Source organism: Desulfovibrio biadhensis (genome assembly GCF_055388615.1).
Genome location: NZ_AP042477.1, coordinates 4,676,273 through 4,701,517, shown reverse-complemented (window position 1 = coordinate 4,701,517; position 25,245 = coordinate 4,676,273). Strand labels below are relative to the sequence as shown.

Genomic DNA, 25,245 nt, shown 5'->3' with positions numbered 1-25,245 from the left:
GCAAGGAGCGAGACATGTCTTCATTCGAGCCTACCATCGTGGCCTTTGTCTGCAACTGGTGCACTTACACCGCGGCCGACCTGGCCGGCACCGCACGGATGGTGCAATCGCCCAACCTGCGACTGATCCGCATGATGTGCACTGGCATGGTGGACCCCAAGTACGTCATCAAATCCTTATTGAGCGGTGCGGACGGCGTTCTTATCAGCGGCTGCCACCCGGGGGACTGCCACTATATCAACGGCAATTACAAGGCGCGGCGCAGGGTCAAGCTGCTGGAGGAAATTCTGACGACCTTCGGTATCGACAAGCGAAGGGTGAAGCTGACCTGGATCGGCGCCAGCGAAGGTAATGAATTCGCTGAAACCGTGAATGAGCTGGTGCATGAAATCAAGGCCCTGGGCCCCAGTGAAATGGCCGCAGTGGCAGACATCTGAAGACGAGCAGAAGGAGAAAGGAAATGGCTACCACCACACGCCTCGAAGTGCAGAATGGCGAAACCCTGGGCTCCATCCGCTCGTTTTTGACCAGGGTACTGGAAGATTCAGAAGTTGCGGCATTGTTCGTGCCCATGCGTCTTGGGGGCAGCATAATGCCTTCCCTGGTTACCGACGCCAGGCAACTGGACAGGGCGGACCCCCTTGCGCCCAGCTTTCCGCTGAACGCGGCGCGCCATGTGGGTAAACTGACCCGAGGGGAGTTGGACGGCTATCTGGTCGCCGTCATGCGCCCCTGTGAGATCAGGGCTTTTCGTGAACTGGTGAAATTGAATCAGGGCAGCACAGACAACCTGGTTGTCATCGCCCTTGATTGTCATGGAGCGTATACGAACCGGGATTTCCAGGCCTACTTGCAAGGCAAGGCAGAAGAAGGGCTCAGCACCTTGGGGCAGGAATTTCTACAGCGTATGCACGATAGCAAGCAGAGTAATGGGGGTGTGCCTGAGTTGGCAAAAGCGTGCAAGGCTTGCGAGCACCCAGCCCCTGAAGGCGCCGATATCCTGATAGGGCTTTTCGGCCAGGATATTGCTGCAGAGCTCCCTGTCATTGCCCAAACACCAGCCGGTGAAGGACTTTTGAGTCGGCTTGGCATGGAGGATTCCAGCATGCCGGCGGCTCTGGCCGCACGGGAAGAGGCTCTGGGCAAACTCTTGGAAGAGCGCATCAGCTATCGTGACGCAATGTTTGCGGAAACACAGGAACAAACGGCAACGCCAACTTTGCTGGCGCAGTATCTGGAAGATTGCGTTAACTGCTACAACTGCAGGGTTGCCTGCCCGGTTTGCTACTGCAAAGAGTGTGTTTTCGCCACCGACGTCTTTGACCATGAACCCTGGCAATACCTGGGGTGGGCAAAGCGCAAGGGCGCCTTGCGCATGCCGGTGGACACCATGTTCTACCACCTTACCCGCTTGGCGCACTCCAGCACGGCCTGTGTGGGCTGTGGCCAATGCAGCAATGCTTGCCCGAACGATATCCCCGTTATGGAGCTGTTCCGGCTCGTGGCTTCCAAAACGCAAAAGGCTTTTGACTACGAAGCAGGGCGCAGTGTGGAAGAACTGCCCCCCTTGACCGTGTTCCAGCGCGAGGAATTCGCCGAGGTCACGGGCGGGGTGATTTAGGAAAACCGTGCAGCAAGGGAGCACGCCATGAGTACGAGCTATGACGCTCTGGTAATAGGCGCCGGCATAGGCGGCATACGTGCGGCGCTGGACCTGGCCGAAACCGGGCAGAAGGTGGCTTTGGTCGAGAGCAAGCCACATCTTGGGGGATTGCTCTTGCAGCTCGATCGCCAATTCCCCACGGATAACTGCGGCATGTGCAAAATGCTCCCGCTTACGGAACGCGAATCTTCTTCGCAGTTCTGTTTGCGCAAGGGGCTATTCCACAGCAACATCGATATCATGACCGGCACGGAGCTGGAGAGCCTGGAAGGTGATCCGGGTGAATTTCACGCCACACTCAGGAAGCGCTCTCCCTTTGTGAACCCCACCAAGTGCATAGGCTGTGGTGTGTGCGCTTCGGTCTGTCCTGTCAGCATTCCGGATGAATTCAATGCCTCCAAAGGTGTGCGCGCAGCCATTTACCTGCCAGCGCCCCATGCGATCCCCAACCATTATGTGGTGGACATGGATCACTGTAAGCGTTGCTGGCAGTGTTATGAAGCCTGCCCAACCGGCGCGATAGACTTTGGTTTTGATGCGCGCGCCGACTTCACCATCCTGGTGGCTGGAGAAGATGCAAGTGTGGTGGAGGAACTCTCCACCTGGTTCGAGAAAAATCCCTTTCCTGTTGAAGGTCCCCTTGGGAGCGATGCTGCCCAGGACAGGCTTTCCAGTGAAAACGCAGGTGGGGTGAAGCTTCTGCTTCTGGACCTTGACGCTGGAATGGACGTGGCGGAAAGGCTGTTTACCCGTGTGCGTGAATTGGCGCAGCGTTTGCCCATCGTGCTGACAGGAAGCGAGGGGGTGGCAGAGGAAGCGCAGGCGTTACTGGAGCGTGGCGCATTGAGCTTCATGCCCAAGCCTCTCGACAAGAAGACCTTGGAACCTTGGCTGGACAAGCTTTTCATGCGCATCGTTTCCGATGAAATTATGGAAGTGGATACAGCAGCCGTGATCCTGGCCGCTGGTTTTCAATGCTACGACCCAGGTGAAGCGGGGGATGTGCTTGGTTACGGCAGCCTGCCGGACGTGGTCACATCACTGGAATTCGAACGGTACTGCAGCGGCGCCGGGCCGACACAAGGGCGGTTGGCGCGCCCCAGTGATGGTAAAAAACCGCGGCGTATCGCCTGGTTACAGTGTGTAGGCTCCCGCGATCTCAAGAAAAAAGCTGATTTCTGCTCGTCCATTTGCTGCATGATATCGCTCAAGGAAGCGTTGATGGCTTTGGAGAAAACAAAAGAGCAGTACGGCGAGGGGTGCGAAGCCACCATATTCAGCATGGACTTACGGCTTTTTGCCAAGCCATATCAACAATATGCTGATGAGGCCCGGGAAAAGGGCGTGCAGGTCGTACGCAGCCGTATCCACTCTGTTATCCCGAGTCCCGATCTGGAAAAGGGCAGCCTGATGATCGAGTATTTTGACGATCTTGGGCAGCGTTGCGAAGACTATTACGACATGCTGGTCCTCGCAGTAGGCGGACGTCCACCCGTTGGCATGGCCCGGCTGGCGGCTGCGGCAGACATTGAAACCAACAAGTGGGGCTTTTGCAAAACCATGCCTTTCGAGCCAGCGCGCACCTCGCGGCTTGGCGTGTTTGCAGCCGGTTCCTTTGCAGGGCCCAAGGATATTACCGAAAGTCTGATTCAGTCCGGAGCTGCTGCTCTGGGTGCTTCACGGCTAATCAACATCTATGCCCCCATCCGGGAAAAACACCCTGAGCCAGAACCTGAGTACCGTGATGTCACCAGGGAATCGCCCCGGGTCATGGTGGCGCTGTGCACCAGTTGCCCCAAGCTGGCAGGCAACCTGGATGCGGAAGCCATCAGCGATGCCTTGTACCGGGAGGCGCAGGTGCGCGAAGTGGTTTGTGTGGAGCGGGCCTGCACGGCCCAAGGATGGGAGCAGATCGTCGAATCCGCCAAGGGGGCGCAGCCCAATCGCATATTGATTGGTGCGTGCATGCCCTACGCCTATGTGCCCAGACTGCATGAGCTCGGCGCTACCCTTAATTTGAGCCCGGCTTTGATGGATGTGGTGGATGTGGCAACGCCCCTTGTCACGGTGGAGCGTTCCATGCGCGCCCCTCAGGAAAGCGACATTGATGTGGTCAAGGACGCCATGGATGAAATTCTGATGGACGCCATGGCCGACGCCAAGCAGCAGGTGCTTTCCCGACTGCGTATGGCCTCCGTGAAACTGCTGGGGGCGGACCCTTCGCCCTTGCCGGTTTTGCAGGCCGTAACGCCTGCTGCTCTGGTGGTGGGGGGAGGCATAGCCGGATTGACCGCAGCATTGGGCGTAGCCGACCATGGTTACAGCGTGACCCTGGTGGAGCGCGAGGAAGAACTAGGCGGCCATGCCCGGATGATCCGCAAGACCCTTGACGGCGAGGAGCCAGGGAAGTTCTTGGATGGCTTGATCGACCAGGTCATGAAACACCCCAACATTACGGTGCATACCGAGGCGCGGGTGGCCCTCTCCATGGGAGCGGCAGGGCACTATGTCAGCGTCATAGACAGTGACAACCCAGACCATGAAGGCAGCATTGCCGTGGAGCACGGAGCTGTGATTCTGGCCACCGGGGCTCGGGAATCCAAGCTCTATGACTGGGGTTTCCGGGTGCATAAAAGCGTTGTCACGCATCAGGAGCTGGAACAACGCTTGGATGATGGCCTTATCGATGCCGCCAGCATTGGCAGTGTCGCCATGATTCAGTGCTGGCGCTCCAGAGAAGAGGAACGCAACTACTGCAGCCGCGTCTGCTGTAGCCAGGCCCTGAAGAACGCCCTGGAGCTGAAACGCCGCAATCCGGACGTGCAGATCTACGTCTTCTATCGCGACCTGATGAGCTACGGCTTCTCAGAGTCCTATTACACCGAAGCCAGGCGGCAGGGTGTGCAGTTTATTCGCTATGAGCCGGGGCACAACCCTGAAGTGCGCTTTGAGGACGGAAAAGCCGTTCTTACCAGCTTTGACCCCATCCTGCAGCGCCCTTTGGAAGTGCATGCGGATCTGGTGTCGGTTGCCAGCGGCATAGAGCCCGAGGATCAGAGCGAACTCATCGAACTGTTTGGCCTGGAGACTGACGAACATGGCTTCTTCAAGGAGGCCGAGGTCAAATGGCGGCCCTTGGATTTCATGAAGCAGGGCGTCTTCATGTGCGGCATGGCCAGGGGGCCTGCCAACATTGAAGAAAGCATCGCATCCGCCAAGGCCGCTGCGGAAAGAACCATCCACATGCTGGGAGAGCGCCGGCTGATGTGCGGCAGCGTGGTGGCCGAAGTACGCCACGCCCTGTGCTCACTGTGCGGGCGGTGTATCGATGTGTGTCCCTACGGAGCCCGGAGTTTGTCCGTGGAATACGACCGTATAGTGGTGGATGAAGCCGCCTGTCAGGGGTGTGGCTCCTGCGCGGCTGTCTGCCCGAATAGCGCCAGTGTGCTGCGCGGTTTCACAGACGGACAGGTCCTGTCCATGATCGACGCAGCCCTGACGCCTGGAGGGCGTGTCTTGGCAAAGGCTTCTAACCACGAAGGAGAGCGGCATGCCGAGTCTGAAGAATCAATTGCCTGACGAGGAGCGTCTGCATCTTGAGCAAGGCGTGGAAGCCGTGCGTCAGATGGTGGCAGCCTGCATGCAATGCGGCACCTGTACGGCTTCCTGCCCCAATGCCCACGCCATGGACCTGACCCCGCGGCAAATGTGGCGGATGGTGCATTTGGGGTTGGCTGAGGAGGTCATGGCTTCCCACACTTTCAAACTCTGTTCGGCCTGTTACACGTGCCAATTGCGCTGCCCTCGCGGATTAAAGCTCACCGAGGCAGTTGCCGCGCTTAAGCGTCTGGCGGCCTGGCAGGAAAGCACGGCAGGCGGCAACGAAACAGCCTTTTACCGCATCTTCCTGGATTGTGTACGCAAGCGGGGGCGGTTGCAGGAAACATCTTTGATGATGCGTTGGTTTCTGGCCAAGAAAGACCCCATGCTGCCGCTTTCGTATACGCCCCTTGGTTTGCGCATGCTGGTCAAGGGAAAACTGGGGGCCCATCCCGCCTCGCGTCCGGGCGGCCTGGAAGCGCTTTTTCAAAAAGTGGGCGAAATGGAGGGGCGGCCATGAGCGATGTACGCAAATACGCCTACTACCCGGGGTGTTCTCTGGAATCCTCGGCACGGGAGTTTGATGTTTCAACTCGATCAGTGATGGAGCGGCTGGGGTGTGAGCTGTACGAGGTGCCGGATTGGACCTGTTGCGGTGCAAGCGCTGCAGAAGCTGTGAGCGAATTGCTTTCCCTGACGTTGCCGGGACGGAATTTGGCACTGGCAGGGCGCGACTTGCCGGACATGGATTTTCTGGTGCCATGCAGCGCCTGCTATTTGAACCATTTAAAAGTGGCCATGAAGTGCGGCGATGACCCGGCGCTCAGGGAAAAGGTTGATGAAGCTCTTGGCAGTGAGGCGCTTCGCCTGCCCGAAACGCTCAGGGTGCGCCACTTGCTCGATGTGCTGGGCAACGACATAGGCGCTGCCGAGATACACAAGAATGTGGAGCGCCCACTCGAAGGATTGAAAGTGGCGCCGTATTACGGGTGCCAGATTTTGCGCCCGTACAAGGTGTTTGATGATCCGGAGCGCCCCCGTTCCATGAATGCGGTGCTGACGGCGTTGGGGGCCGAAGTGGTTGACTGGAGCCATGCGGGCAAGTGCTGTGGGGCTTCTTTGATGGCCACAAAAAAGGAAGCGGCGCTTCCTGCGGTGCGGGCTATTCTGGCTGCGGCTTCCAAGGCGGATGTCATCGCCACGGTATGCCCCTTGTGCCAGATGAACCTCGAAGCGCATCAGGCTGCGGCGCTTAATGGCTCGGCCCTGAAAATCGTCAACGTACTGTACCTTACCCAGCTCATGGGGCTGGCATTCGGTTTTTCGGCCAAGGAAATGCGAATCAATAACAACATGGCGGTGGAGCCCACCTTTGTGGATTCCATACTCGCTGGTGCTTTTGCGCAGCAAGAGGCCGCGCCATAACAAGAGGAGGTGGACCATGTTCAAGGAGATCGTGCTCGCCATTACGCCTTCGGAAATCTGTCATCATGCCGCGGCCAAGGCGTTCGAGTTCGCTCAGCGTTTCGACGCTCGGCTGACCCTGGTGCATGTCACCGGCATGGAACAAGGGTGGGGGCAGATGGAATGGCTGGAATGCAGTGGTGAAACGGACCGCATCCGCGAAAACATCCTGGAATACTACAAGGAAGGATTGGAAAGGGTCGCCAACAGCCAGGTGCTGGTGCCGGCGGGAATCCCGCATAACGAAATAATTCGTACAGCCCGCAAGGTAAATGCCGACCTGATCATCATGGGCCCGCATACCAAGGAATACATGGAGCGACGCTCCAAGATGTGGGGCATGGCCGGTTCCACCCTGGAGCGTGTCAGCCAGCGGGCTACCTGCCCGGTGATGATCGTGACGCGTGAAGCCCGGGAAGAACAGCGCTTTGAAACCATTCTCGCGGCGACTGACTTCTCCAAGCAGGCCGAATGCGCCGTGCTCTATGGCGGGCAGCTTACGCGCCACTACAAGGCAGACTTCATTGTCTTCAACGTGCTTCCTGGCGAGGGATACACCCAGACCGAGATCGAGGCCATGGCCGCAGATACCAAGGGCCGCATGGCCGCAACCTTTGATCCGCTTCTGCGGGGCATCAAGAGTGTGCAGTACGAGGCCTGGGAAGGCAATCCTGCCATGGAGATACTGAAGCTGGCGCGCCAACGCAACGTTGATCTGATCCTTATGGCGCACCACTCCAAGGAAATGGATCCTGAAAAGGCGTTCATGGGATCAGTGGTGGCGCAGGTGGCGCTCAACTCCGTGTGCCCCACCATGAGTATCAACCGCCACTTCGATCTGCGCTGCGGCATGATGTATGACCAGAGCGGCAATGTTGTGAAGAAGGAAACGGCTGCTACTGAAGCCTGACACAGCCTGAGACAAAGCCCTGCCGGGTGCTACCCGGCAGGGCGCAGGAGAAAGAACCATGCAAAATGCAGTGGGCGCGGAACATACGCAGCCCCCCGTCATGGTCCTGGGCGCGAAAAAGGAATCCACCTTTCTGGACAGAGTACGCGAATTGTTGCCCGAGGAAGGGCATTTGACCGCATGCCTGACATGCGGGCTGTGCAGCGCGGGGTGCCCCGCCAGTGGCATAGAAGGCATGGACCCCCGCAAGTTTCTGCGGCTGGCCGCCATGGGCATGGACGAAGAGATCACCTCCACGCCCTGGGTGTGGATGTGCACCATGTGTTTTCGGTGTATGCGGGTCTGCCCCATGGAGGTGAACATTCCCATGCTCATTTACGAGGCGCGGGCGAGCTGGCCCCATGAAAAAAAACCCAAGGGGATCATAGGCTCATGCGAGCAGGGGCTGCGGACCGAAGGCGCAAGCGCCGTGGGCATAAGCAGTGAGGATTTCCGCTTTGTGGTGGAAGATGTTCTGGAAGAAGTGCATGAAAGCCAGCCCGGTTTTACAGATTTGCAGGCCCCCATCAACAAAGAGGGCGCCTATTTTTTCGTCAATCAGAATTCCCGCGAACCTGTGAAGGAACCAGACGAAATGGTGCCTTTGTGGAAGATACTGCACCTGGCCGGGGTGGACTGGACCTACGGCACGCACGGGTGGGGCGCGGAGAACTACTGTATGTTCGCAGCGGATGACGAACGATGGCGCACTGTCCTGACCAAACAGGTGGAGGGTGTGCAGAAGCTTGGCTGCTCTTCCTGGATCAACATTGAATGCGGCCATTCCTTCTATTCCGTCTGGGCCGGGCTGCAACGCTTCAATATCGACGCCGGCGTCGAGTTTGATCACATTGTACGCTGGTATGCGCGCTGGATTCGTGAAGGCAGGCTCACCCCTGATGCTTCCTGGAACAAGGATTTGGCCCTGCGTTTCACTGTGCAGGACCCCTGCATGGCCGTGCGCAAGTCAATGGGCGACCCCTTTGCCGAGGACTTGCGCTACGTGGTTAAAGCCTGTGTAGGAGAAGAGCATTTTGTGGATATGCACCCCAACCGCTCCAACAATTATTGCTGTGGCGGCGGGGGCGGCTTTCTGCAATCCGGATACAAGGACGCCAGGTTCGCCTACGGCCGCATCAAGGCCGCCCAGATCAAGGCGACAGGCGCACAATATGTCATCACCCCTTGTCATAATTGCCACGCCCAGATCGAGGAGCTTTCCGAGCACTTTGAGGGAGGGTGGCACACTGTGAACCTCTGGACCATTCTGTGCCTGAGCCTGGGGGTGCTTGGGGAAAACGAGCGCACCTATCTCGGGCCGGAACTGGCAGACGTCTGGTTGCCCGAATAAAGGGCAATGGTGGATGAACAATGCTTTCCCGCCGGGAATCCAGCTCCGGCGGGAAGCAAAAGGAGAAGCGCCATGGAAAGCACTATTTCGCCGGATGTAACTCCGGAAGTGACACCCGGTGTGCAGGAAGCGCAAGCGCCCCCTGTAATATTGGGCGCGAAAAAGGATTCCGTGTTCATGGACAAGGTTCGGGAGCTTTTGCCGGAAGGCGGTAACCTGAACATGTGCCTGACGTGTGGTTTGTGCAGCGCAGGCTGCCCTGCCAGTGGACTGGAGGGGATGGACCCCCGCAAATTCCTGCGGTTGGCCGCCCTGGGACAGGATGCCGAACTTGCAACCACGCCGTGGGTCTGGCTATGCACCATGTGCCAGCGGTGTATCTACGCGTGCCCCATGAGCATCAACATTCCGCAGCTGGTATACCATGCGCGGCAGCTCTGGCCACGGGAAGAGCGGCCAAAGGGCATTCGCGGTTCCTGCGATGTGGCTCTGGGCACCCCTACCAATAGCGCCATGGGCGTGAGGCCGGAGGACTTCGTCTTCGTGGTGGAGGACATCCTGGAAGAAGTTCAGGAAACCCAGGAAGCCTGCAAGGAACTGGTGATAAACATCAACAAGGAAGGTGCGGAATACTTCCTGAATCAGAATTCACGGGAACCAGCCACGGAACCGGATGAGATGGTGCCCCTGTGGAAGATTCTGAATACGGTGGGCTGCGACTGGACGTATAGTGACAAAGGTTGGGCAGCGGAAAACTACTGTATGTTCCTTTCGGATGATGACAGTTGGGAGGCTGTGGTCCGCAACAAGGTCGACGAGGTGGAACGCCTGGGGTGCAAGTATTGGCTCAACACCGAGTGAGGGCACGAGCTCTTCGCAGTCCGGTACGGACTGCAAAAGTTCGGGATCAAGCCCTCCTTTGAAATCGAATCCATCATCCGCATGTATGCGCGCTGGATTCGCGAAGGCAAACTGCCTGTGAGCTCCGACTGGAACAAGGAGCGGCGTATCACCTTTACCGTGCAGGACCCCTGTCAGTTGGTGCGCAAGTCATTCGGCGACCCGGTAGCGGAAGACCTGCGCTTCGTGGTCAAGTCGGTGGTCGGCGAAGAAAACTTCATCGACATGCACCCCAACCGTTCCAATAACTATTGCTGTGGCGGCGGGGGCGGGTTCCTGCAGTCGGGGTATACTGAAGCGCGCAGAGCCTACGGCAAGCGCAAGTTTGACCAGATTATGGCGACCGGGGCGGATTATTGCATCACCCCTTGTCATAACTGCCACTCGCAAATCCACGACCTGAGTGAACACTTTGGTGGGAATTTTCCCGTGACACACCTCTGGACCCTGATCTGCCTCTCCATGGGCATGTTGGGTGAAAACGAGCGGGGTTACCTGGGAGAGGACCTGCAGGAAGTCGGACTCTGATTTTGAACATGACCGGACGTAAACGCCGCCGCGGTAACGTGGCGGCGTTTTTGTTTAACAGAAAGTACATGCCACTTTTTGTTCGGTATAGTTTTTGCTGTATTTCCCGCAAGCTGATCATTTTTGCCGGGGGGAAGGAGCAAGCACATGGACATGTATTCAGGCGGCCTTTCATTGGAAGGTTCTGGTGTGAAAGCCCTCGATATGAGCAAACTCAAGCGCCACCATGTTTCAGAGCTGCCGGAAGAGCAGTATGAACGCTTTATGGAAGCGCAGGAATCGTTTCTGGAGCATCGCTATTCGCAAATGCCGGACACGTCCTCCAATCCGACGTACAAGGAATATGCAAGCGTCCAGGTAAATGGAGAGGTTGTCGCCACCATCGACAACCATGGCTGGGTGGCGTCATCAAACGCCGTGGGCGCCATGTTAAGGGATGGTCTGCCCGATTCCGCCAATTGGATCAACAGTGGTCCTGCCCTGGCCCAGGCGCGGGCGGTATACATTGCCGATCTTATGGGGGGCGAGGTGGGCACTGCACCTACAGCCATGACCCAAAACGCCTTTAATGGAACGCCGCAGCCAAAGGTGATTGTGGATGTTCAGGCCATGATGCAGGACCCCATGTACGATAGTCTCCAAAAACTGCAACAGCAACGCATGGCGTATTTGAGCAGCCAGGATCAGGCTTCCTCATATACGACGGTTGTATAGACGTGCTTATGTGACTTAAGATATTTGAGCAAATAGCTTTTTTGTAACGAGTTGGTTTGATGATCGTGAAATGATATGGCATGCTTTATAGTTCTTAACCAGTTTACCTGATAAAAGGAGTCTTTCATGCCCGAAGTCGCGCGATTTTTTATTACGAGTTTGCTCCTGATTTTGTTGCTGGCGTTGCCTGCTATGGCAGAGAACGATTTTGGCCCCCGCATTCCCACCGCTTATTTTGTCACCACAGGGGTAGGGCAGTCCGATGAGGGAATACCGCCCGAACCGTATGAAACTTTTTCCTATGACTTGGCACTGCTTGAAGCCGGTATCGAAAACTTCAATGTGGTTTTTTATACTTCGGTATTGCCGAAGGAGTCCTATGAAATTCCATTGGAGGAGGCCAAAAAGTATTTTCACCATGGTTCGGTGCTTGAGACCATCATGGCCAGGGCCGGAGGAAAACGGGGTGATACCGTTGCCGCCGGGGTGGGGCGCGTGTGGGCGAAAAACGCTGCCGGTGAATCCATAGGCGGGTTCGCGGCCGAGTACGAGCGTGTTTATGAAGGACAAAAGATTTCCGCCAATAAGGCCAAGGCAGAAGCCGAAGCACAGCTCACACGGTCTTTGCAGCATGAACTGAGCATCCGCGGTTTGCAGCGGGATGGCGAGATGACCTTTGCCACCACTTCGCTGCAGATCGAGAAGAATTACGGCATGGCGCTTTCTGCGTTGGGCTTTGTGAATTTCATCTCTCCGCCCCCTTATCCGGTGCAGAAGCCGTGATCTGTAAATCGGAAGGAAGTCGGGAGCCCAACGATTTGGGCTAGCGGTAAATATTACGAAGTCCCTGTCGTAAAATCAGACACGACAGGGACTTTTTGTTTTGATGCAGGGGGGCATGCTTTTGTGCAGTCTGGTCTACGGCTTGATGTACGCATATCCCTGGCGTTGCAGGTCTACGATTTCGAGAATACCGGCGGCAACCACCTCGCAGGCAGCGTTGAGTTCTTCGGGGGCGATGTTGAAAGCATTGAGCGCATTTTGGCAGACGCGCAGACTGAGCCCCTTTTCATGCAAGGCCACGAGTTTTTCGGCATGCTCGCCGTCTTTTTTCATGAACTGAATGGCGGGGCCGTTGACCACCAGGACAAGCTTGTATTCCTGCCCTTCGAGTCCGGCCATGACGTTGGCCACGTTGCTGATGGCGATATTCAAACCCTGCGCGTCCTTGTCTGCGTGAAAGACGATATCGTATTGCATAGTAGTCGCATTTCCTTTGTTGAAGAATTCAATTCCATATTACTCTGAAATATCAAGATCCATTGCCCGATGGCGATTGCTATAACCGAGAATGTGCCATCATGGAAGCTGATTCCGGCCGAGCGCCAGGCACTGACCAATCTTCCTGGAGATAAGTTCTTTCTGTACTTGGTGAATGGTGTGCAGCTACCCGGGGCACTACCCGACAGGAATTATAGTGGTATTGCTACGAGTTGCGCGAATCATTGCAGTGAACACGCGGGCAGACAGGGTATTTTAGGGGCAAATTCACCTGTTGCAGTGCAACGGGGGGGCATTTGTGTTAGCTTGCCCCGATGAAGCACTGTAAAATTGCATATTCAAAAGTGTTGCGGCTTTCGTTTGGATTGATGCTTGTCGTATTGTGTGCTTGTGGCAACACGGAGCAAGACGAAAGCGCGACACGGAAGCAGGATGTTCCTGTCATTACGGCACAAGTCCAGAAGATGGATTTTCGTGAGATAGCTTCTGGAATTGGCAGTCTCGTCTCTCCGAAGGTTGTGGAGATCGCGCCGGAAATTCCAGCCATTCTGCGAGAGGTGCATGTTCATGAGGGGCAGCATGTCTCGCGCGGTGACCTGCTGTTTACCCTGGATGCCGACACGCTGCGCAAAGAGATGCATGCAGTAGAGGCGGAACTCTCAAGCGCTCGGGCGGAGCTGGAAAACGAAAGCACAACCTTCGAGCGTTTTCAGCGGCTGTATTCTTCCCGCACCATTTCTCGCGACGAGTATGACACCCGGGCCACTGCTCTGCGCACGGCCAAGGCAGAGGTTGCCCGACTGGAGTCTCGCGTGGCCCTCATGCAAACAAGGCTTGGGGATACTGCCATACGCGCCCCCATGGATGGGGTGATTGATGCGCATCAGGCCGACCCTGGGGATTATGTTGATACGGGGGAGACGCTTACCACATTGTATCGCCTCGATCCTCTAGAAGTCGATTTCAACATATCCGAAGACTACATGGGGCGAGTGCGATCGGGACTGCATGTGGATGTTGTTCTGTCGGGCAGGGATATGCCGGCGCATGCAGGGAAGGTGTTCTTTGTTTCCCCGCGTGTTGCCGAGGCCACCCGAAAATTTCTGGTCAAGGCAGAGGTGGAAAACAAGGACGGGTCGTTGAAGCCTGGCGCTTTTGCAAGCGTGAAACTGGTGCTGGATGTACGCGAGGGGCGTCCTGCAATACCGGAAAGCGCCCTTGTCTCCCAACGGGGGGGCTATGTGGTGTTTGTCGTAAAGGATGGCAAGGCTGAAATGCGAGACGTGAAAACAGGCCTGCGTGAGCCAGGAATGGTGGAAATTCTTCAAGGGGTGGAGCCTGGTGAGCAGGTGGTCGTGGAAGGGCAAATGCGTCTGCAGGATGGCGCAGCCGTATCGGTTCGCGAGGAAGCCGGTTCACCTGCCTCTTCTGGGGAGCAAAGGCGAGAGGAGGGGGCGAGCGCCCAATGATTTGGAATACCACCATCAGACGCCCCGTTCTGACCGTTGTGATCTTCCTGGCGTTAGCCATTTTTGGCGCTTGGGGCTGGCAGCAGATGCCCCTGCGTGAAAATCCGGATGTAGAATTTCCCGTGGTCAGTGTGAACGTTGTGTTGCCCGGCGCTGAACCGGAAGTCATTGAGACGGAAATCATCGAGGTTCTGGAAGAAGAGATCAACACGGTGGAGGGGTTGAAAACCCTGACGTCCACGGCACGGGAACAGGTGGGCGCGATAACGGCCGAGTTTGAGCTGTGGCGCGATATCGATGTGGCGGCACAGGATGTGCGCGATGCCGTGAATCGCGCGCAACGCGATTTGCCAAACGGTATCGAGGCTCCGGTCGTCAACAAGCTTGATCCTGATTCCTTTGCCATCATGTGGATTGCCCTGACTGGTGATGCACGCTGGGACGCCGTGCGGCTGTCCACTTACGCCGACGAGGTTATCAAGCCCCAGTTGGAAAAGATTCGCGGTGCAGGGCGCGTAATAATCGGTGGCGAAAGGCGCTATGCGGTACGTGTGCGCCTGGACCCAGAACGCCTTGCCGCACACAGGCTCACTGTCCAGGATGTGGTGGACGCCATACAGGCCAACAACGTGAACATCCCTTCCGGCAGGGTGGAAAGTAAATCTCGCGAGTTCCTTGTAAAGACGCAGGGGCAATTCGACGCTGCCGCCCCACTAAATAGAATTATCATCGCGTCGACACCAGACGGCCTTGTTCGCCTGGGTGATGTCGGCTCCGCTGTGGATGGCGTGGAAAACGACCGTCAGACGGCACGTTTTGTTGGTGATACATCCGTAGGGCTTGGCGTGGTCAAACGCAGCGGCGCCAACACGGTTGAGCTCGCCAGCCAGATAAAGACGGCAATGGAAGGGATTGCCGCTGATTTTCCTGTTGGCCTGGATTATAAGATAGCCGCGGACGATTCTGTGTATATCGAGCAGAGCATCAATGATCTGGTCATTACCATCGGCATCACAACCCTTTTGGTTGTTTTTGTCGTTCTTGGGTTTTTGCGCAATTTCGGCGGTACGGTCATCGTTGCCGCATCAATCCCGACATCGCTGTTCGTCGGACTTGCCGGCATGAACATGCTGGGTTTTTCTGCAAACAACCTCACCATGCTCGGCCTCATCCTGGCCATTGGTATCGTTATCGACGACGCGATTGTGGTGCTTGAAAACATCTACCGCCATCTGGAGCAGGGAGATGAGCCCCAGCCCGCTGCACGAGTGGGCACCACCGAAGTCGCCTTTGCAGCAATAGCCAACACATTGTCCCTTGCCGCGGTGTTCATACCGGTTGCTTTTACCGCCGGTATCATCGGCCGCTATTTTTTCGAGTTCAGTCTTACAGTGGCGGTGACTGTGTTTGCCTCCACATTCACGGCCCTGACCTTGACGCCCATGCTTTGTTCACGGTTCTTGCGTCGCAAAGAGAAAAAAGGCGCTGTATCGTCTTTCGGAACGTCATCTGCAATTTTTGGAACGGATTTACGCCAAAGTGCTTTCCGGCGCATATGCGGTGCGCTGGCTCACCGTGCTTGGCGCTTTGGGGGCGCTTGTTCTTGGGGTCTACCTTTTCGTAAATCTTTCCACGGAATTTTCACCCGCTGTGGACCGCTCCCAATTCATTATCTCATTTGAAACACCCGAAGGGGCGACCCTGTCCCAGACAAGCGCCTATTCCAGAAAGCTGGAGGCCGTGTTGCAGGATACGCCAGAGGTGGAACACTTTTTTCTTGCCGTGGGGCTTTCCAGGGGCTCCGGACCGGGAAAAGTGAATGAAGGGATAACCTTTGTGCGCCTGGTTCCCCGGGATGCGCGGGAGCGGCATCAGGAAGATGTGATGCAGGCGCTGCGACAGCGGTTTGCAAACATTCCAGGTGGGAGGGCCTTTGTGCTTTCCAGCGGCGCCGGGCCGGGCGGCGATAGCGCCCCCTTGCAACTGGTGCTGCAAAACCAGAATCTGGATCGTCTGGCGGCGGTTCAGGAAGATGTCATGGCGTGGATGCGGGGGCATCAGACGCCACAAGGTCGAGCTGCTTTTATCGGCGTCAATTCCGACCTGAAGATGAACAAGCCGCAAGTGCGTGTGAGCGTGCGGCGTGACAAGGCCAATGAACTGGGTGTGAGTGTTGCCGATATTTCCAATACGCTGCGCTATTTTCTGGGAGAGCCCGATATTTCTGAAATCGAACGTGAAAGCGAGCGATACGAAGTGATTCCAGAGATCACCATCAAGGGAGAAATGGTGCCCTTCATGCTGAAAGGGTTGTATGTCCGGACTGCTGCTGGCGAGTTGGTCTCTTTGGGAAATCTTGTATTGCTGCAGGAAGCTATCGGCCCGAGCGAAATACATCATTTCAATCGCCTGCGCGCCGCAACCATATCCGCTTCCACACCTCCAGGCGTTGCGTTGGGTGATGTTCTGGAGGAACTCACCGCTCATCTGGATGCCAATCTGCCCCAGGAATTCGAGTACGCCTTCACAGGCACCACGCGGGATTTTCAGGAGTCGTTCTACTACCTGTTCCTGACCCTGATCTTTTCCATTGTGTTCATTTACCTGGTGCTGGCGGCGCAGTTTGAATCCTTTATTCAGCCGGGTATCATCCTCGTTGCATTACCTCTTGCCGGGGTGGGGGCGGTGGCAGGTCTCTGGCTCCTGGATATGCCTCTTGGCATCTTCACTTTCATCGGTTTCATCATGCTTATGGGCATGGCCACCAAAAACGCCATCCTAATGATAGATTACACCAATGTTCTTCGGGGGCGGGGGCAGCAGCCGCATGCAGCAGCTTTGGAAGCTGCCAAACTACGTTTTCGGCCTGTGGTGATGACAACTGTTTCCACCGTATTAGGACTGTTGCCCATCGCCTTGGGGTTTGGCGCTGGTGGCGCTGCCCGTGCGCCCATGGGCGTCGCCGTTGCCTGTGGTCTGACGATGACCACAATTTTGACCCTTGTGGTGCTGCCGATTGTGTACACACTGGTCGTGGATATGATGGCGAAATTCAAATCTGATGGAGAGACTTCGTGAAACTGGTGATGATCAGTTGCCGTTTTGAATATAACGGACCGGTGGAGCGTATCCTGGCCAAACATGAAGTGCAGGATTTCATCCGCGCGCCATCGGTGGAAGGTTCAGACAGTGACGGGAAGCACATGGCCTCCAAGATTCACCCTGGGCACATGGCCCAGGTGTGGGCGCAATTGGAAGACGAGGCTGTTGATGCGTTACTGGAAGATTTGCAGGCGTTCAAGGAATCGAAAAAAGCGCACGGACACCTGACGGCCCTTGTTTTGTCGGTGGATAAAAGTCTTTGAGCCCTGCCCGTGAAAAGGCCCGGAGGCAGTACCCCCGGGCCGCGTATTGTTACTTCAGGGTTGCATCCAGAAACTGCGTAAAGCGTTGCCATGACTTTTCATCCGCGTCTTTGCGGTAGCGTTCCGATCCAAACACGGTGAAGGCATGGGGCGCCCCGCTATAGGTGATCATTTCATGGGTAACGCCTGCAGCCTCCATGGCGTCGGCAAGGGCAGCAAAGTCCTGCATGCTCACGCTTTGGTCCGCCGTCCCGTGCAGGACGAGCACCTGACCCTTTGTATTGGAGTAATCCTGACCTTCGGGTGTTGCCAGCCCCCCATGAAAGGTGACGAACGCTTTCAGGTCCGCTCCTGAACGCGCCAGTTCCAGCACGGCTGTGCCGCCAAAACAGTACCCCATGGCAACGGCATTGGCGGTGTTGGCGCCCTGTGCCTTGGCTTCTTTCAAGGCGCCAACCATCAAGGCGCGCATTTTCGCGCGGTCTTTGTACAGTTCCCCCGTGAGCTTGCGGCGCTCCTCCACCTTTTCGGGGCGAACGCCCTTGCCGAAGAGGTCGGCCGCAAATACTGCGTAGCCCAGGTCTGCCAGCATTCCTGCGCGCTTGACTTCATAGTCGGTCAGGCCGTCCCAGTCGTGGATCATGAATACCAGGGGCGCTCCTTCCTTGGGAGTGATGTAATACCCCTGATACTCTTTGCCATCGACCTGATAGGTGATGTCCTTGCCCTTTGCCGCCAAGACGGGGGCGGTGGCTAAAAGCACAATCAGAAGCGTAATGGCGTATTTCGTGGTCTGTAGTAGTCTCGTATTCATGATTCAGGCTCCTTTCCGGCATGAAGGGGCCGGGTATGCCCGCAGAAAGCGGGCGAGGTTTTCCTATTACACTTCCATAGCACAGGTGCAGAGGTAAAAGCAGGGGGGATAAAACGGGGATAAGCTGCCACCCGACATGCCGGCGTCTTGCAGTGGCAGCTATAGGAAGCCATGGGTTGTATGATCAAATATCACGGAATGTTGTGGCCTTTACCGTGACGCCGAGATGTTCGGCCTGTGCGGCAAAGCTTTCAAGCAATTCCTGCAGGGCGGTGTGGTGCGCATCATTATAAAATAGTTGCAATGTAGTGAGGTTATGGGGTGTGTGGCCATTATCACTATAGCGAAGAAACAAGGGGCGCAGGCAATTCATGGCTTCTGCGGCATTGCGGAAGCGATTATCGGGCTCGATGCGGCAGGCCGTGATGATGAATTCCCTGAGTTTCTGGGGCAGATCGGGCGCTGTGTCTGCCGGATCCGGAATCTCCGCAGCGCAACGGATGTCCAAAAGGGCGTGCAAATCTTCTTCAGGGTAGGGGCGATGGCCTGTGACCATCTCGTACGCCATAATGCCAAGGGAATAGATGTCTGAGCGTTCGTCTTCAGGATCAAAGGCCACCTGTTCGGGGGAAGCATAGTGAATGGTGCCCCCAAGACCGCAGCTTCCCATACCGCTTGTCGTGGCCAGCCCGAAATCAAGAATCTTGATCCTGTCTGAGGCGTTTTCGTCTGCGGCGCCTTGCGTCTGGAGAAAAATGTTGTCCGGTTTGACGTCCCTGTGGACGATGCCCCTTTTGTGGGCGTAGCCGAGTCCGTCCAGAATCTGGCCCAGTATGCCAACGCATCGGGCTGGCGGCATCGGGCCTTCACGGTCCAGAATGCTGCGCAGGGATGCGCCGTGCAGGTATTCCATGACAATGAATACCGTGCGGAAAATGTGCTCTATGTCGAAAACCTTTACAATACGGGGGTGGTTCAAGGACGCGATGGTCTTGGCCTCTTTGCGAAAGCGTTGCAAAAAAAGAGGCTCCATGGCCATGTCGTGTCGTAGCATTTTAATGGCTGCGGGCATGCCCAGGGTCTTGTGCGCTCCAAGATAGACAAGCCCCCAGCCGCCTTTACCAATCATGTGGCGGATGACGTATTTGCCGACCGTGCGGTGTGTCACGTGGGGGGAGCACTGATAGCGCTGGGCCATTATCTCTGTCAGAAAACTGCGGATACCTTTGTTTTTCTTGGCGATACGCTCAAAGTCTTCACAGCGCAGCCGGAAAAGAACGCAATCTTGTTCAGCGTCAACGTGCGCCATGCGTCTGTCGCCGGTGAAAACCGCCATCTCGCCTATCACATCACCAGGGCGCAGTCGCCCCGCATGAAGAAGCTTGCCGTCTTTTTCCACACGGGCCACCAATTCTCCGGAAAAAACCAGATAAATGGCGTCCCCAGGAGTTCCCTGGCAGATGAGCCGTTCGCCGGCAATCACGTGCACGCGCTCCAGCTTGTCCAATAAGGACAAGAGCGCCTGCCGGGGCAGACTCTCCAAAAGCGCGGTATTTTCCAGGAATGCCAATTCATGTGGGAGCGCCTTGAGCGGTTTTGTCGGGTGCAGAGCCTCCATTTCAAGGGGGTCCAAGAATTCAATGCCAGCAACGTGGCATTCTGGTATCGAATGCGGTTTGCACCAAATTACCTTGCTGTATTGCGCCATCCAACAGGCATCGGCACAGTCGAACCAGGCAAAGGCAAGTTCCGTTTCGGGCTTCAGAAATACGTTTGATTCGAGCAATGCACCATGCTCACTGATGTTTACGACATCCACAAAAGTATGCAGGTCAAGCGCTTCTTGGGGCGGGCAGTTGCTTTCCTGGGTTTGTAACACGCCAATAATGGGGCGTGACATTGGCGTTCTGGGGTAATGGCGACGCTCAAAACTATGGGTAGGGCAGTAGGTGGCGGAAGAGGATACCATGCAATTGTCCTCATGGGGACATCCCACGACATGTGCCGCAAGATGGTTGCTATCCGTCTGTTCCAGGCCAGGTGCGTCAGAGCTGAGAAAAAAGTAAAAAGAGAGGTGAACACAGAAAACTATGAGAAGTGTAAACCGCCTGACAACCGGCATGTAAAAAAGTCCGATTCCACCTCCCGATACGTGGACACACATGCCTTGTCAACAATGGTGGTGTGGTCCAATGAGGGTGAAAAATTTCAGCTCGCTATAAGTGCTCAACTTCTGAAGCTACCTCGCGACAGGCCTGCAGGAAGAGTTTGTTAGTGGCGTCGTTATGCACGGTCATGCGCAGGAACCTTTCTCCCTGTATGCCCGAGAACCGGTCCAGGTTGGCAGTGAGAAAGCCGCGGCGGGCCAGGGCTTCATGCAACTCCTCGGCGGTAAGCGAGGCATGGCGGAACATGATGGTGTTGGTGTCGGAAGCAACGTATTCAAAAGCTTCGAGCCTGGAGTCGGGGGCCTGTAATTGCTCATATATGTGGGCTTTGCGCGCTGCCAGCCTGGTGCGCACATCCTCTATGTGCTCCTGGTCCAGTATGGCGAGTTGCGCAATGTACAGTGATATCCACGAGAAAGGAAACATGGGGCGGAAGACGTTTACAGCAGCACGTACCTCTGGGGAGGCGCAAGCCATGTACCCCACACGGGTGCTGGGCAGGCAGTAGGCCTTGGAAAAGGTGCGCAGCACCATCAGGTGCGGATTCTGGGCCACCATGCTGGTGGCGCTGACTACCCCTCCCGTATTGTCCGTATACTCGCCGTAGGCTTCATCTACCACCACAAAGGTTCGGCTTTTGGCCGCCGCGTTTACAATCCTGCTGATGCTATCATGCGGGATATGTTGGCCTGTGGGATTTACGGGATTGCTGATCCAGACCACTTTGGCTTCTGCACCAGGACCTTCGCCACACATCCGGGATATCAACTCGTCCACGGTGGCAGCGCTCCAGCGATATTCCGGCGCCGGAAGGGTAAGGTATTCCAGCACAGCGCCGGCTTTGATCGAGCTGCTTTCAAAAACATCGAAATTTGGGACTGGAATGAGAGCCCTGTTGCCGGGGTCTATGACTGCACGGCATATTTGATCGATGACTGATTCCAACCCCGCACCGAGGGTGAACCATTCCGGAGGGAGATCGTGGAGTCGCGCAAGCTGGTTGCGCAGCAGACGGTAACTGTTGTCCGGATATTCAAGCAGGCTGCCTGTTATGAGGCCTATCAGTTCCGGAAGGTTGAAGACATCATCTATGAGCGGAGAGTATCCGTCAGTGTTTTTGCCCACGTCGAAGCGATAGACCTTATCGAGGCCATAATGCTGCTTCAGTTCCTCCACGGTGGCGAGTACGTCCACGTCTTTGCGCAGGTATCCTTGGCTCTCTCGGGCCAGGGTGCGTTTGGCCAGTGTGGCCAGCCTGTCTGCATTGCTCATGATTCCTCTCTGGTCAGTATATAGTAGCTTGCGCGTTCGCCACTGTTTATTGCAGAGACGAATCCATTGGCTAAGAAGCCGCGTTTATTTATATAATCCGTGAAGAGCGTGCGGGTTTCCTGACGAAAGCGTATTGCTTCAGCCATGCTTCTCTTTTTGAGGGCGGCCAGATCGCTGGGGATGTGAACAAGCACGGTATCCGTATCCGGCATGTTTGTGGTGGAGACAACAGGCCAGGAGGCCAGTGCATTATTCAGCTCAATAGGGGGCGGGACAGATTTGGCGCTGCCCAGTTTGGCGCGCACCATCATTCTGTCCTGGGGCAATCCTTCGTGCATATCGCTGTGCGCGTGGTAGCAATTTCCTGGTAGTGATACCCCCGCGCCCCCATGCGGTTAATGTAGACATTGGCGTTGCGACTCTCCAGGGGGTCGAAGGTCCAAACCATTTCGGTTATGCCGCGGGAGCTCAGTGCGTTTTCTGTGTGCTGCATAAGTGCAGTACCAAGGGCATGATCCCGATAGGCATCAAGCAGGCCGAGCATATGCCCGTAAGCTACGGTGGGTTCCAGGGTGCCCAGGGCTATGCTCATGCCTATCATGCGCCCTTTGTCATATGCCCCCAGTACTATTCCGACAGGCGGCGTCTGCTGCGTGAGTGCCTTCAAAGTTATGGGGGACATGGTTCCTTGCTGATCAAGCCCCCAGATTTCTTTTTGCAGGCGGATGCAGTCCTCGATTTCAGCTGTGGTTTGCAACCGGCGGATTTCGTATTCCATGGGTGGCTCCGTGTTGACATGGGGCAGTTGTCTTGATCCGCCAATAATACAATGCTCGTTCAATAAGGCAACCTGGAGGGAGACGACGCAAAAAGGGCAGGATTTGAGAAATCTGCTTGAATTTTGAAACACGGGCACGAAGCGAGCAAGGCGCGGACAACACAGGGGGACGTTTTTCAGGCAGCCTGATCTTCGCCTACCAGTATGCGGGCAGGTTGCATGGCTTCGCCTGCGCAGATGACGTCACTGAGTATGTTGTAAAAGCAATCCGCCCCTGTAGCGCGCCGCTTGCTGCGTGCAAGGAACACGTTCACCAGGGGCAGGGGGGGAAAGCCTTCACGCTCACCAAGCAATCTGACGTCAGGGGGAAATGCGGAGGTAATAAGAGGGGCCACAGCCAGACCGGAGGCCACGGCTGCATGAATGCCGGCGAGTGATGGGCTGGAATAAGCGATACGGTAGGTCCGCCCCCTGTCTTCTAATGCTTGGGTGGCATGGTCTCGGTACGAACACCCCTTTTGAAAAAAGGCCACGGGGAGCGGTTCTGTTTCATGAGCGAAATGGCGTTCTGACGTCACCCACAGCAGGGGCGTGCGCGCAATAATTTCAGTGCCTGGCAGTGTGCGCAACGTTGTGCTGACGTATAGGTCCAGTTCTTCTTGCGCAAGCAGGGTGTCCAGAATGATGCCTGTCTCACAGCGAACTTCCACCTGTATATGCGGGTAGTGCTCCGCAAAGCGAGATAACACTTCGGGGAAGAAGCACATTGCCAATTCGTCACACACGCCTACGTGTATGCGCCCCTTGAGTTTGGGATCGCGTAGTGTGGCGAGAGCTTCGTCATGGGCTTTGAGAATTTTCCTGACGTACGGGAGAAATGATTCACCCGCTTCAGTAAGCCTGACTCCCTTGTTGTTTCCTGCGTTCCCATTTTCGTTTGTGTGAGCGTGCCCACGCTCAAACAGCCTGACTCCCAGTTCGCTTTCCAGCCGTTTGATCTGTTGGCTCACGGCGGATTGCGTACGGTTCACCAACTCCCCGGCTTTTGTGAAGTGCAGGGTTTCAGCCACGGCCACGAATGAGCGTAAAAGATCAGTGTCAACGTCTGTCATTAGAATTCCTACTTGCTTTGATTAAATCAATTCGTTTTACTTATCGCCTTTTGTGCCCCATTATTTATACAACGTCAAGGAGGTAAATATGAACAGGCAAGAGAAGCGAAAGGGAACGATGATTGGCAAGGTACTGGATTGGATGCGTCATACTGTAAACACGATGCAGGTTGCTCGCAACAGATCGCGCTCCTTGCGTGAGTTAGGCGAGTTGAGTGACTACATGCTGCAGGATATTGGCCTGAGCAGAGAGGGGCTTTCTTCTATATCTGGTAGTGGGCGCCCTTTGCGTGGGAGGCTGGCAGGCCATTTGAAAAGTGCGTGGGAACATAGAATAAATGCCCATCATTGTAGTGTATGTCGTTGCGCAGGCAAATAAGGAAAATCTGGGAAAGGGGCGTTAAGAAATACAAAAAGTGTATCGGAAAGTGCTAAAACAAGAAAAATCATGGCACCTGTGCGCTGGTATGGGTGCCTTTTCTTTTTGATTGTTGCGGGCTTGTGGCATGCGACTGTGAGTTCATTTTCGTATTTTATGAATAGTCCGTCTGGTGCTTCTTCAGGGTGTTTATGAAGAAATAAGATCATACTTTTTATTTTTTTGGGGAAGATTGTAGTAGGTGGGGATATGTCCAGTGAAAAGAAGAAATATAGGAAATTATTTTAATGGAAAATTTTTGTTTTCTTTTGTTGTGTAAAGAAAGAATGTGTAATGTATATTTTTAGAATAAAATATTAATTATATTAAAATTGTAATATTAATTATGAATGTTGAGAAGGTGTTTTGATATGGTAATATTGAAAAAAATATAAGTGTAATGTTTTTTGGATGTTAATATTGTTGTGTGTTTATGATCTGTGTGTTTTTTTTATGTGTATTTATGTTCTAGAAGTTCCAAACTGTGTGTTTTGATGGATAAATGTTTTCTTTATAAAAGTTTTGTGCGTCGTCCAGATACGATTATTGTTGACAATCCTTATTCTACACGAGATATGGTAAGTATACATATTCTTTGATGGCGTTAGGATAGCTGGCCCGTCTGGTGCCAGAATAACTGAGGCCAGTCATAACAGGCAATTACCGCCTTTTGCAGCATGTCCCTCGTATTAAGACGAGGGGCAGTGGTGTTGCGGTGGCTTTGTCTTACGTGAAGAGGAGGTTTATTTTTGCTCATGGCGCAGGGAATCGCCGACACTATTACCTGCAGCCAGAAACGTTGCGCATTCGACGCAGCACATACATTGAAGGGGGCGGAATGGATTTCTGCCCCTGGGTCCATTGAAGCGGAAATGCGTTGCAGCTGGAACTGCATGACCGTTTCAGGAGTACAATGTTTTACCAAAGGAGTGCCGGAATGCTGTTCAATAAAATCCTCGTGGCTGTCGATGGCTCCAAACATTCGGAGAAGGCAGCTCACTATGCCCGGGGCGTTGCAAGGACACAGGGTGCGGAGTTGACCTTGTTGCATTGTCCCGGCCACATCCCCCTCCTCATTGGCGGCACCGCGCGTGAGAAGTTGGAGCAGGAGCTTGAAGCAGAAGGACAAAAACTGGTGAAGGACTATCAGAACCTCTGCGATGGCCACAACGTCTGCTACAAAATTGAGGTGCGCACAGGCGAACCTGCCAATGTTCTTATCGATTATGCAGTGGAAAACAATATCGACCTCATCGTCATGGGAAGCCGTGGCCTCACTGACCTTGAAACGTTATTTGTAGGCAGCGTTACACATCATGTTTTGCAGCGGACATGTTGTCCGGTTCTTATAATTCGCTAGCAAGACCACGGCATGGCTTTTCAGTCAGGTATGATACGT

21 protein-coding genes and 1 pseudogene are annotated in these 25,245 nt (G+C 55.2%); 15 read left to right on the top strand and 7 right to left on the bottom strand.

Annotated elements, in window-relative coordinates:
- Positions 1-14 precede the first annotated feature (14 nt).
- The 10 genes from ACZ5EH_RS20405 to ACZ5EH_RS20360 all read left to right on the top strand — a co-directional run bounded on the left by ACZ5EH_RS20405 (position 15) and on the right by ACZ5EH_RS20360 (position 11,952).
- Positions 15-437 (top strand): hydrogenase iron-sulfur subunit, encoded by a 423-nt coding sequence (locus ACZ5EH_RS20405; RefSeq protein ID WP_464275704.1) that lies wholly within the window; start codon positions 15-17, stop codon positions 435-437.
- A gap of 23 nt (positions 438-460) precedes the next feature.
- On the top strand, positions 461-1,621 hold the full coding sequence (locus tag ACZ5EH_RS20400; protein ID WP_464275703.1) for a Coenzyme F420 hydrogenase/dehydrogenase, beta subunit C-terminal domain: 1,161 nt from the start codon (positions 461-463) through the stop codon (positions 1,619-1,621).
- 27 nt (positions 1,622-1,648) lie between these two features.
- A complete protein-coding gene (locus tag ACZ5EH_RS20395) occupies positions 1,649-5,242 on the top strand; it encodes an FAD-dependent oxidoreductase (RefSeq protein WP_464275702.1) in 3,594 nt (1,197 codons plus the stop codon).
- Positions 5,214-5,783, top strand: coding sequence for a 4Fe-4S dicluster domain-containing protein (locus ACZ5EH_RS20390; protein WP_464275701.1), 570 nt, complete (start codon positions 5,214-5,216; stop codon positions 5,781-5,783). Before ACZ5EH_RS20395 ends, ACZ5EH_RS20390 begins: the two co-directional genes overlap by 29 nt.
- Positions 5,780-6,688, top strand: a complete 909-nt coding sequence (locus tag ACZ5EH_RS20385; RefSeq protein ID WP_464275700.1) for a CoB--CoM heterodisulfide reductase iron-sulfur subunit B family protein — start codon at positions 5,780-5,782, stop codon at positions 6,686-6,688. Before ACZ5EH_RS20390 ends, ACZ5EH_RS20385 begins: the two co-directional genes overlap by 4 nt.
- 16 nt (positions 6,689-6,704) lie before the next feature.
- On the top strand, positions 6,705-7,637 hold the full coding sequence (locus ACZ5EH_RS20380; protein ID WP_464275699.1) for a universal stress protein: 933 nt from the start codon (positions 6,705-6,707) through the stop codon (positions 7,635-7,637).
- A 100-nt stretch (positions 7,638-7,737) separates the two neighbouring features.
- The gene (locus ACZ5EH_RS20375) at positions 7,738-9,027 is read left to right on the top strand and encodes a (Fe-S)-binding protein (protein ID WP_464278336.1); all 1,290 of its coding nucleotides are present in this window, start codon (positions 7,738-7,740) and stop codon (positions 9,025-9,027) included.
- A gap of 177 nt (positions 9,028-9,204) precedes the next feature.
- Positions 9,205-10,455, top strand: a complete 1,251-nt coding sequence (locus tag ACZ5EH_RS20370; RefSeq protein WP_464278335.1) for a (Fe-S)-binding protein — start codon at positions 9,205-9,207, stop codon at positions 10,453-10,455.
- A gap of 147 nt (positions 10,456-10,602) precedes the next feature.
- Positions 10,603-11,169: a hypothetical protein gene (locus ACZ5EH_RS20365; RefSeq protein ID WP_464275698.1), complete on the top strand. Its 567-nt coding sequence runs from the start codon at positions 10,603-10,605 to the stop codon at positions 11,167-11,169.
- Between the two features lie 126 nt (positions 11,170-11,295).
- Entirely contained in the window at positions 11,296-11,952 is a 657-nt protein-coding gene (locus tag ACZ5EH_RS20360) for a pyruvoyl-dependent arginine decarboxylase (protein ID WP_464275697.1), read from the top strand.
- Positions 11,953-12,087: 135 nt separating this feature from the next.
- Here ACZ5EH_RS20360 and ACZ5EH_RS20355 read toward each other — a convergent pair whose 3' ends face one another.
- Positions 12,088-12,429, bottom strand: a complete 342-nt coding sequence (locus ACZ5EH_RS20355; protein ID WP_464275696.1) for a DsrE family protein — start codon at positions 12,427-12,429, stop codon at positions 12,088-12,090.
- A gap of 389 nt (positions 12,430-12,818) precedes the next feature.
- Between ACZ5EH_RS20355 and ACZ5EH_RS20350 the strand changes: the two genes are divergently transcribed.
- The 3 genes and pseudogenes from ACZ5EH_RS20350 (at position 12,819) to ACZ5EH_RS20340 (ending at position 17,284) form a co-directional block, all read left to right on the top strand.
- Entirely contained in the window at positions 12,819-13,919 is a 1,101-nt protein-coding gene (locus ACZ5EH_RS20350) for an efflux RND transporter periplasmic adaptor subunit (RefSeq protein ID WP_464275695.1), read from the top strand.
- A pseudogene (locus ACZ5EH_RS20345) lies at positions 13,916-16,997 on the top strand (efflux RND transporter permease subunit). Before ACZ5EH_RS20350 ends, ACZ5EH_RS20345 begins: the two are co-directional and overlap by 4 nt.
- Positions 16,994-17,284 carry a PG0541 family transporter-associated protein gene (locus ACZ5EH_RS20340; protein WP_464275694.1) on the top strand — a complete coding sequence of 97 codons (291 nt, stop codon included), beginning with the start codon at positions 16,994-16,996 and terminating at the stop codon, positions 17,282-17,284. Before ACZ5EH_RS20345 ends, ACZ5EH_RS20340 begins: the two are co-directional and overlap by 4 nt.
- Before the next feature lie 49 nt (positions 17,285-17,333).
- On the opposite strand, the gene ACZ5EH_RS20335 is transcribed toward ACZ5EH_RS20340, so the two are convergent.
- From ACZ5EH_RS20335 to ACZ5EH_RS20310, 6 genes are all read right to left on the bottom strand, one after another.
- A complete protein-coding gene (locus tag ACZ5EH_RS20335) occupies positions 17,334-18,098 on the bottom strand; it encodes a dienelactone hydrolase family protein (protein ID WP_464275693.1) in 765 nt (254 codons plus the stop codon).
- Positions 18,099-18,282: 184 nt separating this feature from the next.
- Entirely contained in the window at positions 18,283-20,067 is a 1,785-nt protein-coding gene (locus tag ACZ5EH_RS20330) for a protein kinase domain-containing protein (RefSeq protein ID WP_464275692.1), read from the bottom strand.
- A gap of 247 nt (positions 20,068-20,314) precedes the next feature.
- Positions 20,315-21,538, bottom strand: coding sequence for a pyridoxal phosphate-dependent aminotransferase (locus ACZ5EH_RS20325; RefSeq protein WP_464275691.1), 1,224 nt, complete (start codon positions 21,536-21,538; stop codon positions 20,315-20,317).
- Positions 21,535-21,876 (bottom strand): hypothetical protein, encoded by a 342-nt coding sequence (locus ACZ5EH_RS20320; RefSeq protein ID WP_464275690.1) that lies wholly within the window; start codon positions 21,874-21,876, stop codon positions 21,535-21,537. The genes ACZ5EH_RS20325 and ACZ5EH_RS20320 overlap by 4 nt, the downstream gene beginning before the upstream one ends.
- Entirely contained in the window at positions 21,846-22,316 is a 471-nt protein-coding gene (locus ACZ5EH_RS20315) for a GNAT family N-acetyltransferase (protein ID WP_464275689.1), read from the bottom strand. The genes ACZ5EH_RS20320 and ACZ5EH_RS20315 overlap by 31 nt, the downstream gene beginning before the upstream one ends.
- Before the next feature lie 176 nt (positions 22,317-22,492).
- Entirely contained in the window at positions 22,493-23,428 is a 936-nt protein-coding gene (locus ACZ5EH_RS20310; RefSeq protein WP_464275688.1) for a LysR substrate-binding domain-containing protein, read from the bottom strand.
- Between the two features lie 88 nt (positions 23,429-23,516).
- On the opposite strand from ACZ5EH_RS20310, the gene ACZ5EH_RS20305 reads away from it, so the two are divergent.
- Together ACZ5EH_RS20305 and ACZ5EH_RS20300 are read left to right on the top strand one after the other, a co-directional pair.
- The gene (locus tag ACZ5EH_RS20305; protein ID WP_464275687.1) at positions 23,517-23,807 is read left to right on the top strand and encodes a DUF1127 domain-containing protein; all 291 of its coding nucleotides are present in this window, start codon (positions 23,517-23,519) and stop codon (positions 23,805-23,807) included.
- Positions 23,808-24,783: 976 nt separating this feature from the next.
- On the top strand, positions 24,784-25,206 hold the full coding sequence (locus ACZ5EH_RS20300; protein WP_464275686.1) for a universal stress protein: 423 nt from the start codon (positions 24,784-24,786) through the stop codon (positions 25,204-25,206).
- The last annotated feature ends 39 nt before the right edge of the window (positions 25,207-25,245 follow it).

Excerpts from the sequence above, each read along its gene's own strand:
- ACZ5EH_RS20405 (WP_464275704.1), top strand. The coding sequence starts at position 15 with ATGTCTTCATTCGAGCCTACCATCGTGGCCTTTGTCTGCAACTGGTGC.
- ACZ5EH_RS20305 (WP_464275687.1), top strand. The coding sequence starts at position 23,517 with ATGAACAGGCAAGAGAAGCGAAAGGGAACGATGATTGGCAAGGTACTG.
- ACZ5EH_RS20390 (WP_464275701.1), top strand. The coding sequence starts at position 5,214 with ATGCCGAGTCTGAAGAATCAATTGCCTGACGAGGAGCGTCTGCATCTT.
- ACZ5EH_RS20325 (WP_464275691.1), bottom strand. The coding sequence starts at position 21,538 with ATGAGCAATGCAGACAGGCTGGCCACACTGGCCAAACGCACCCTGGCC.
- ACZ5EH_RS20355 (WP_464275696.1), bottom strand. The coding sequence starts at position 12,429 with ATGCAATACGATATCGTCTTTCACGCAGACAAGGACGCGCAGGGTTTG.
- ACZ5EH_RS20380 (WP_464275699.1), top strand. The coding sequence starts at position 6,705 with ATGTTCAAGGAGATCGTGCTCGCCATTACGCCTTCGGAAATCTGTCAT.
- ACZ5EH_RS20400 (WP_464275703.1), top strand. The coding sequence starts at position 461 with ATGGCTACCACCACACGCCTCGAAGTGCAGAATGGCGAAACCCTGGGC.
- ACZ5EH_RS20310 (WP_464275688.1), bottom strand. The coding sequence starts at position 23,428 with ATGACAGACGTTGACACTGATCTTTTACGCTCATTCGTGGCCGTGGCT.
- ACZ5EH_RS20330 (WP_464275692.1), bottom strand. The coding sequence starts at position 20,067 with ATGGTATCCTCTTCCGCCACCTACTGCCCTACCCATAGTTTTGAGCGT.
- ACZ5EH_RS20385 (WP_464275700.1), top strand. The coding sequence starts at position 5,780 with ATGAGCGATGTACGCAAATACGCCTACTACCCGGGGTGTTCTCTGGAA.
- ACZ5EH_RS20395 (WP_464275702.1), top strand. The coding sequence starts at position 1,649 with ATGAGTACGAGCTATGACGCTCTGGTAATAGGCGCCGGCATAGGCGGC.
- ACZ5EH_RS20300 (WP_464275686.1), top strand. The coding sequence starts at position 24,784 with ATGCTGTTCAATAAAATCCTCGTGGCTGTCGATGGCTCCAAACATTCG.
- ACZ5EH_RS20335 (WP_464275693.1), bottom strand. The coding sequence starts at position 18,098 with ATGAATACGAGACTACTACAGACCACGAAATACGCCATTACGCTTCTG.
- ACZ5EH_RS20320 (WP_464275690.1), bottom strand. The coding sequence starts at position 21,876 with ATGCACGAAGGATTGCCCCAGGACAGAATGATGGTGCGCGCCAAACTG.
- ACZ5EH_RS20375 (WP_464278336.1), top strand. The coding sequence starts at position 7,738 with ATGGTCCTGGGCGCGAAAAAGGAATCCACCTTTCTGGACAGAGTACGC.
- ACZ5EH_RS20350 (WP_464275695.1), top strand. The coding sequence starts at position 12,819 with ATGCTTGTCGTATTGTGTGCTTGTGGCAACACGGAGCAAGACGAAAGC.
- ACZ5EH_RS20365 (WP_464275698.1), top strand. The coding sequence starts at position 10,603 with ATGGACATGTATTCAGGCGGCCTTTCATTGGAAGGTTCTGGTGTGAAA.
- ACZ5EH_RS20360 (WP_464275697.1), top strand. The coding sequence starts at position 11,296 with ATGCCCGAAGTCGCGCGATTTTTTATTACGAGTTTGCTCCTGATTTTG.
- ACZ5EH_RS20315 (WP_464275689.1), bottom strand. The coding sequence starts at position 22,316 with ATGGAATACGAAATCCGCCGGTTGCAAACCACAGCTGAAATCGAGGAC.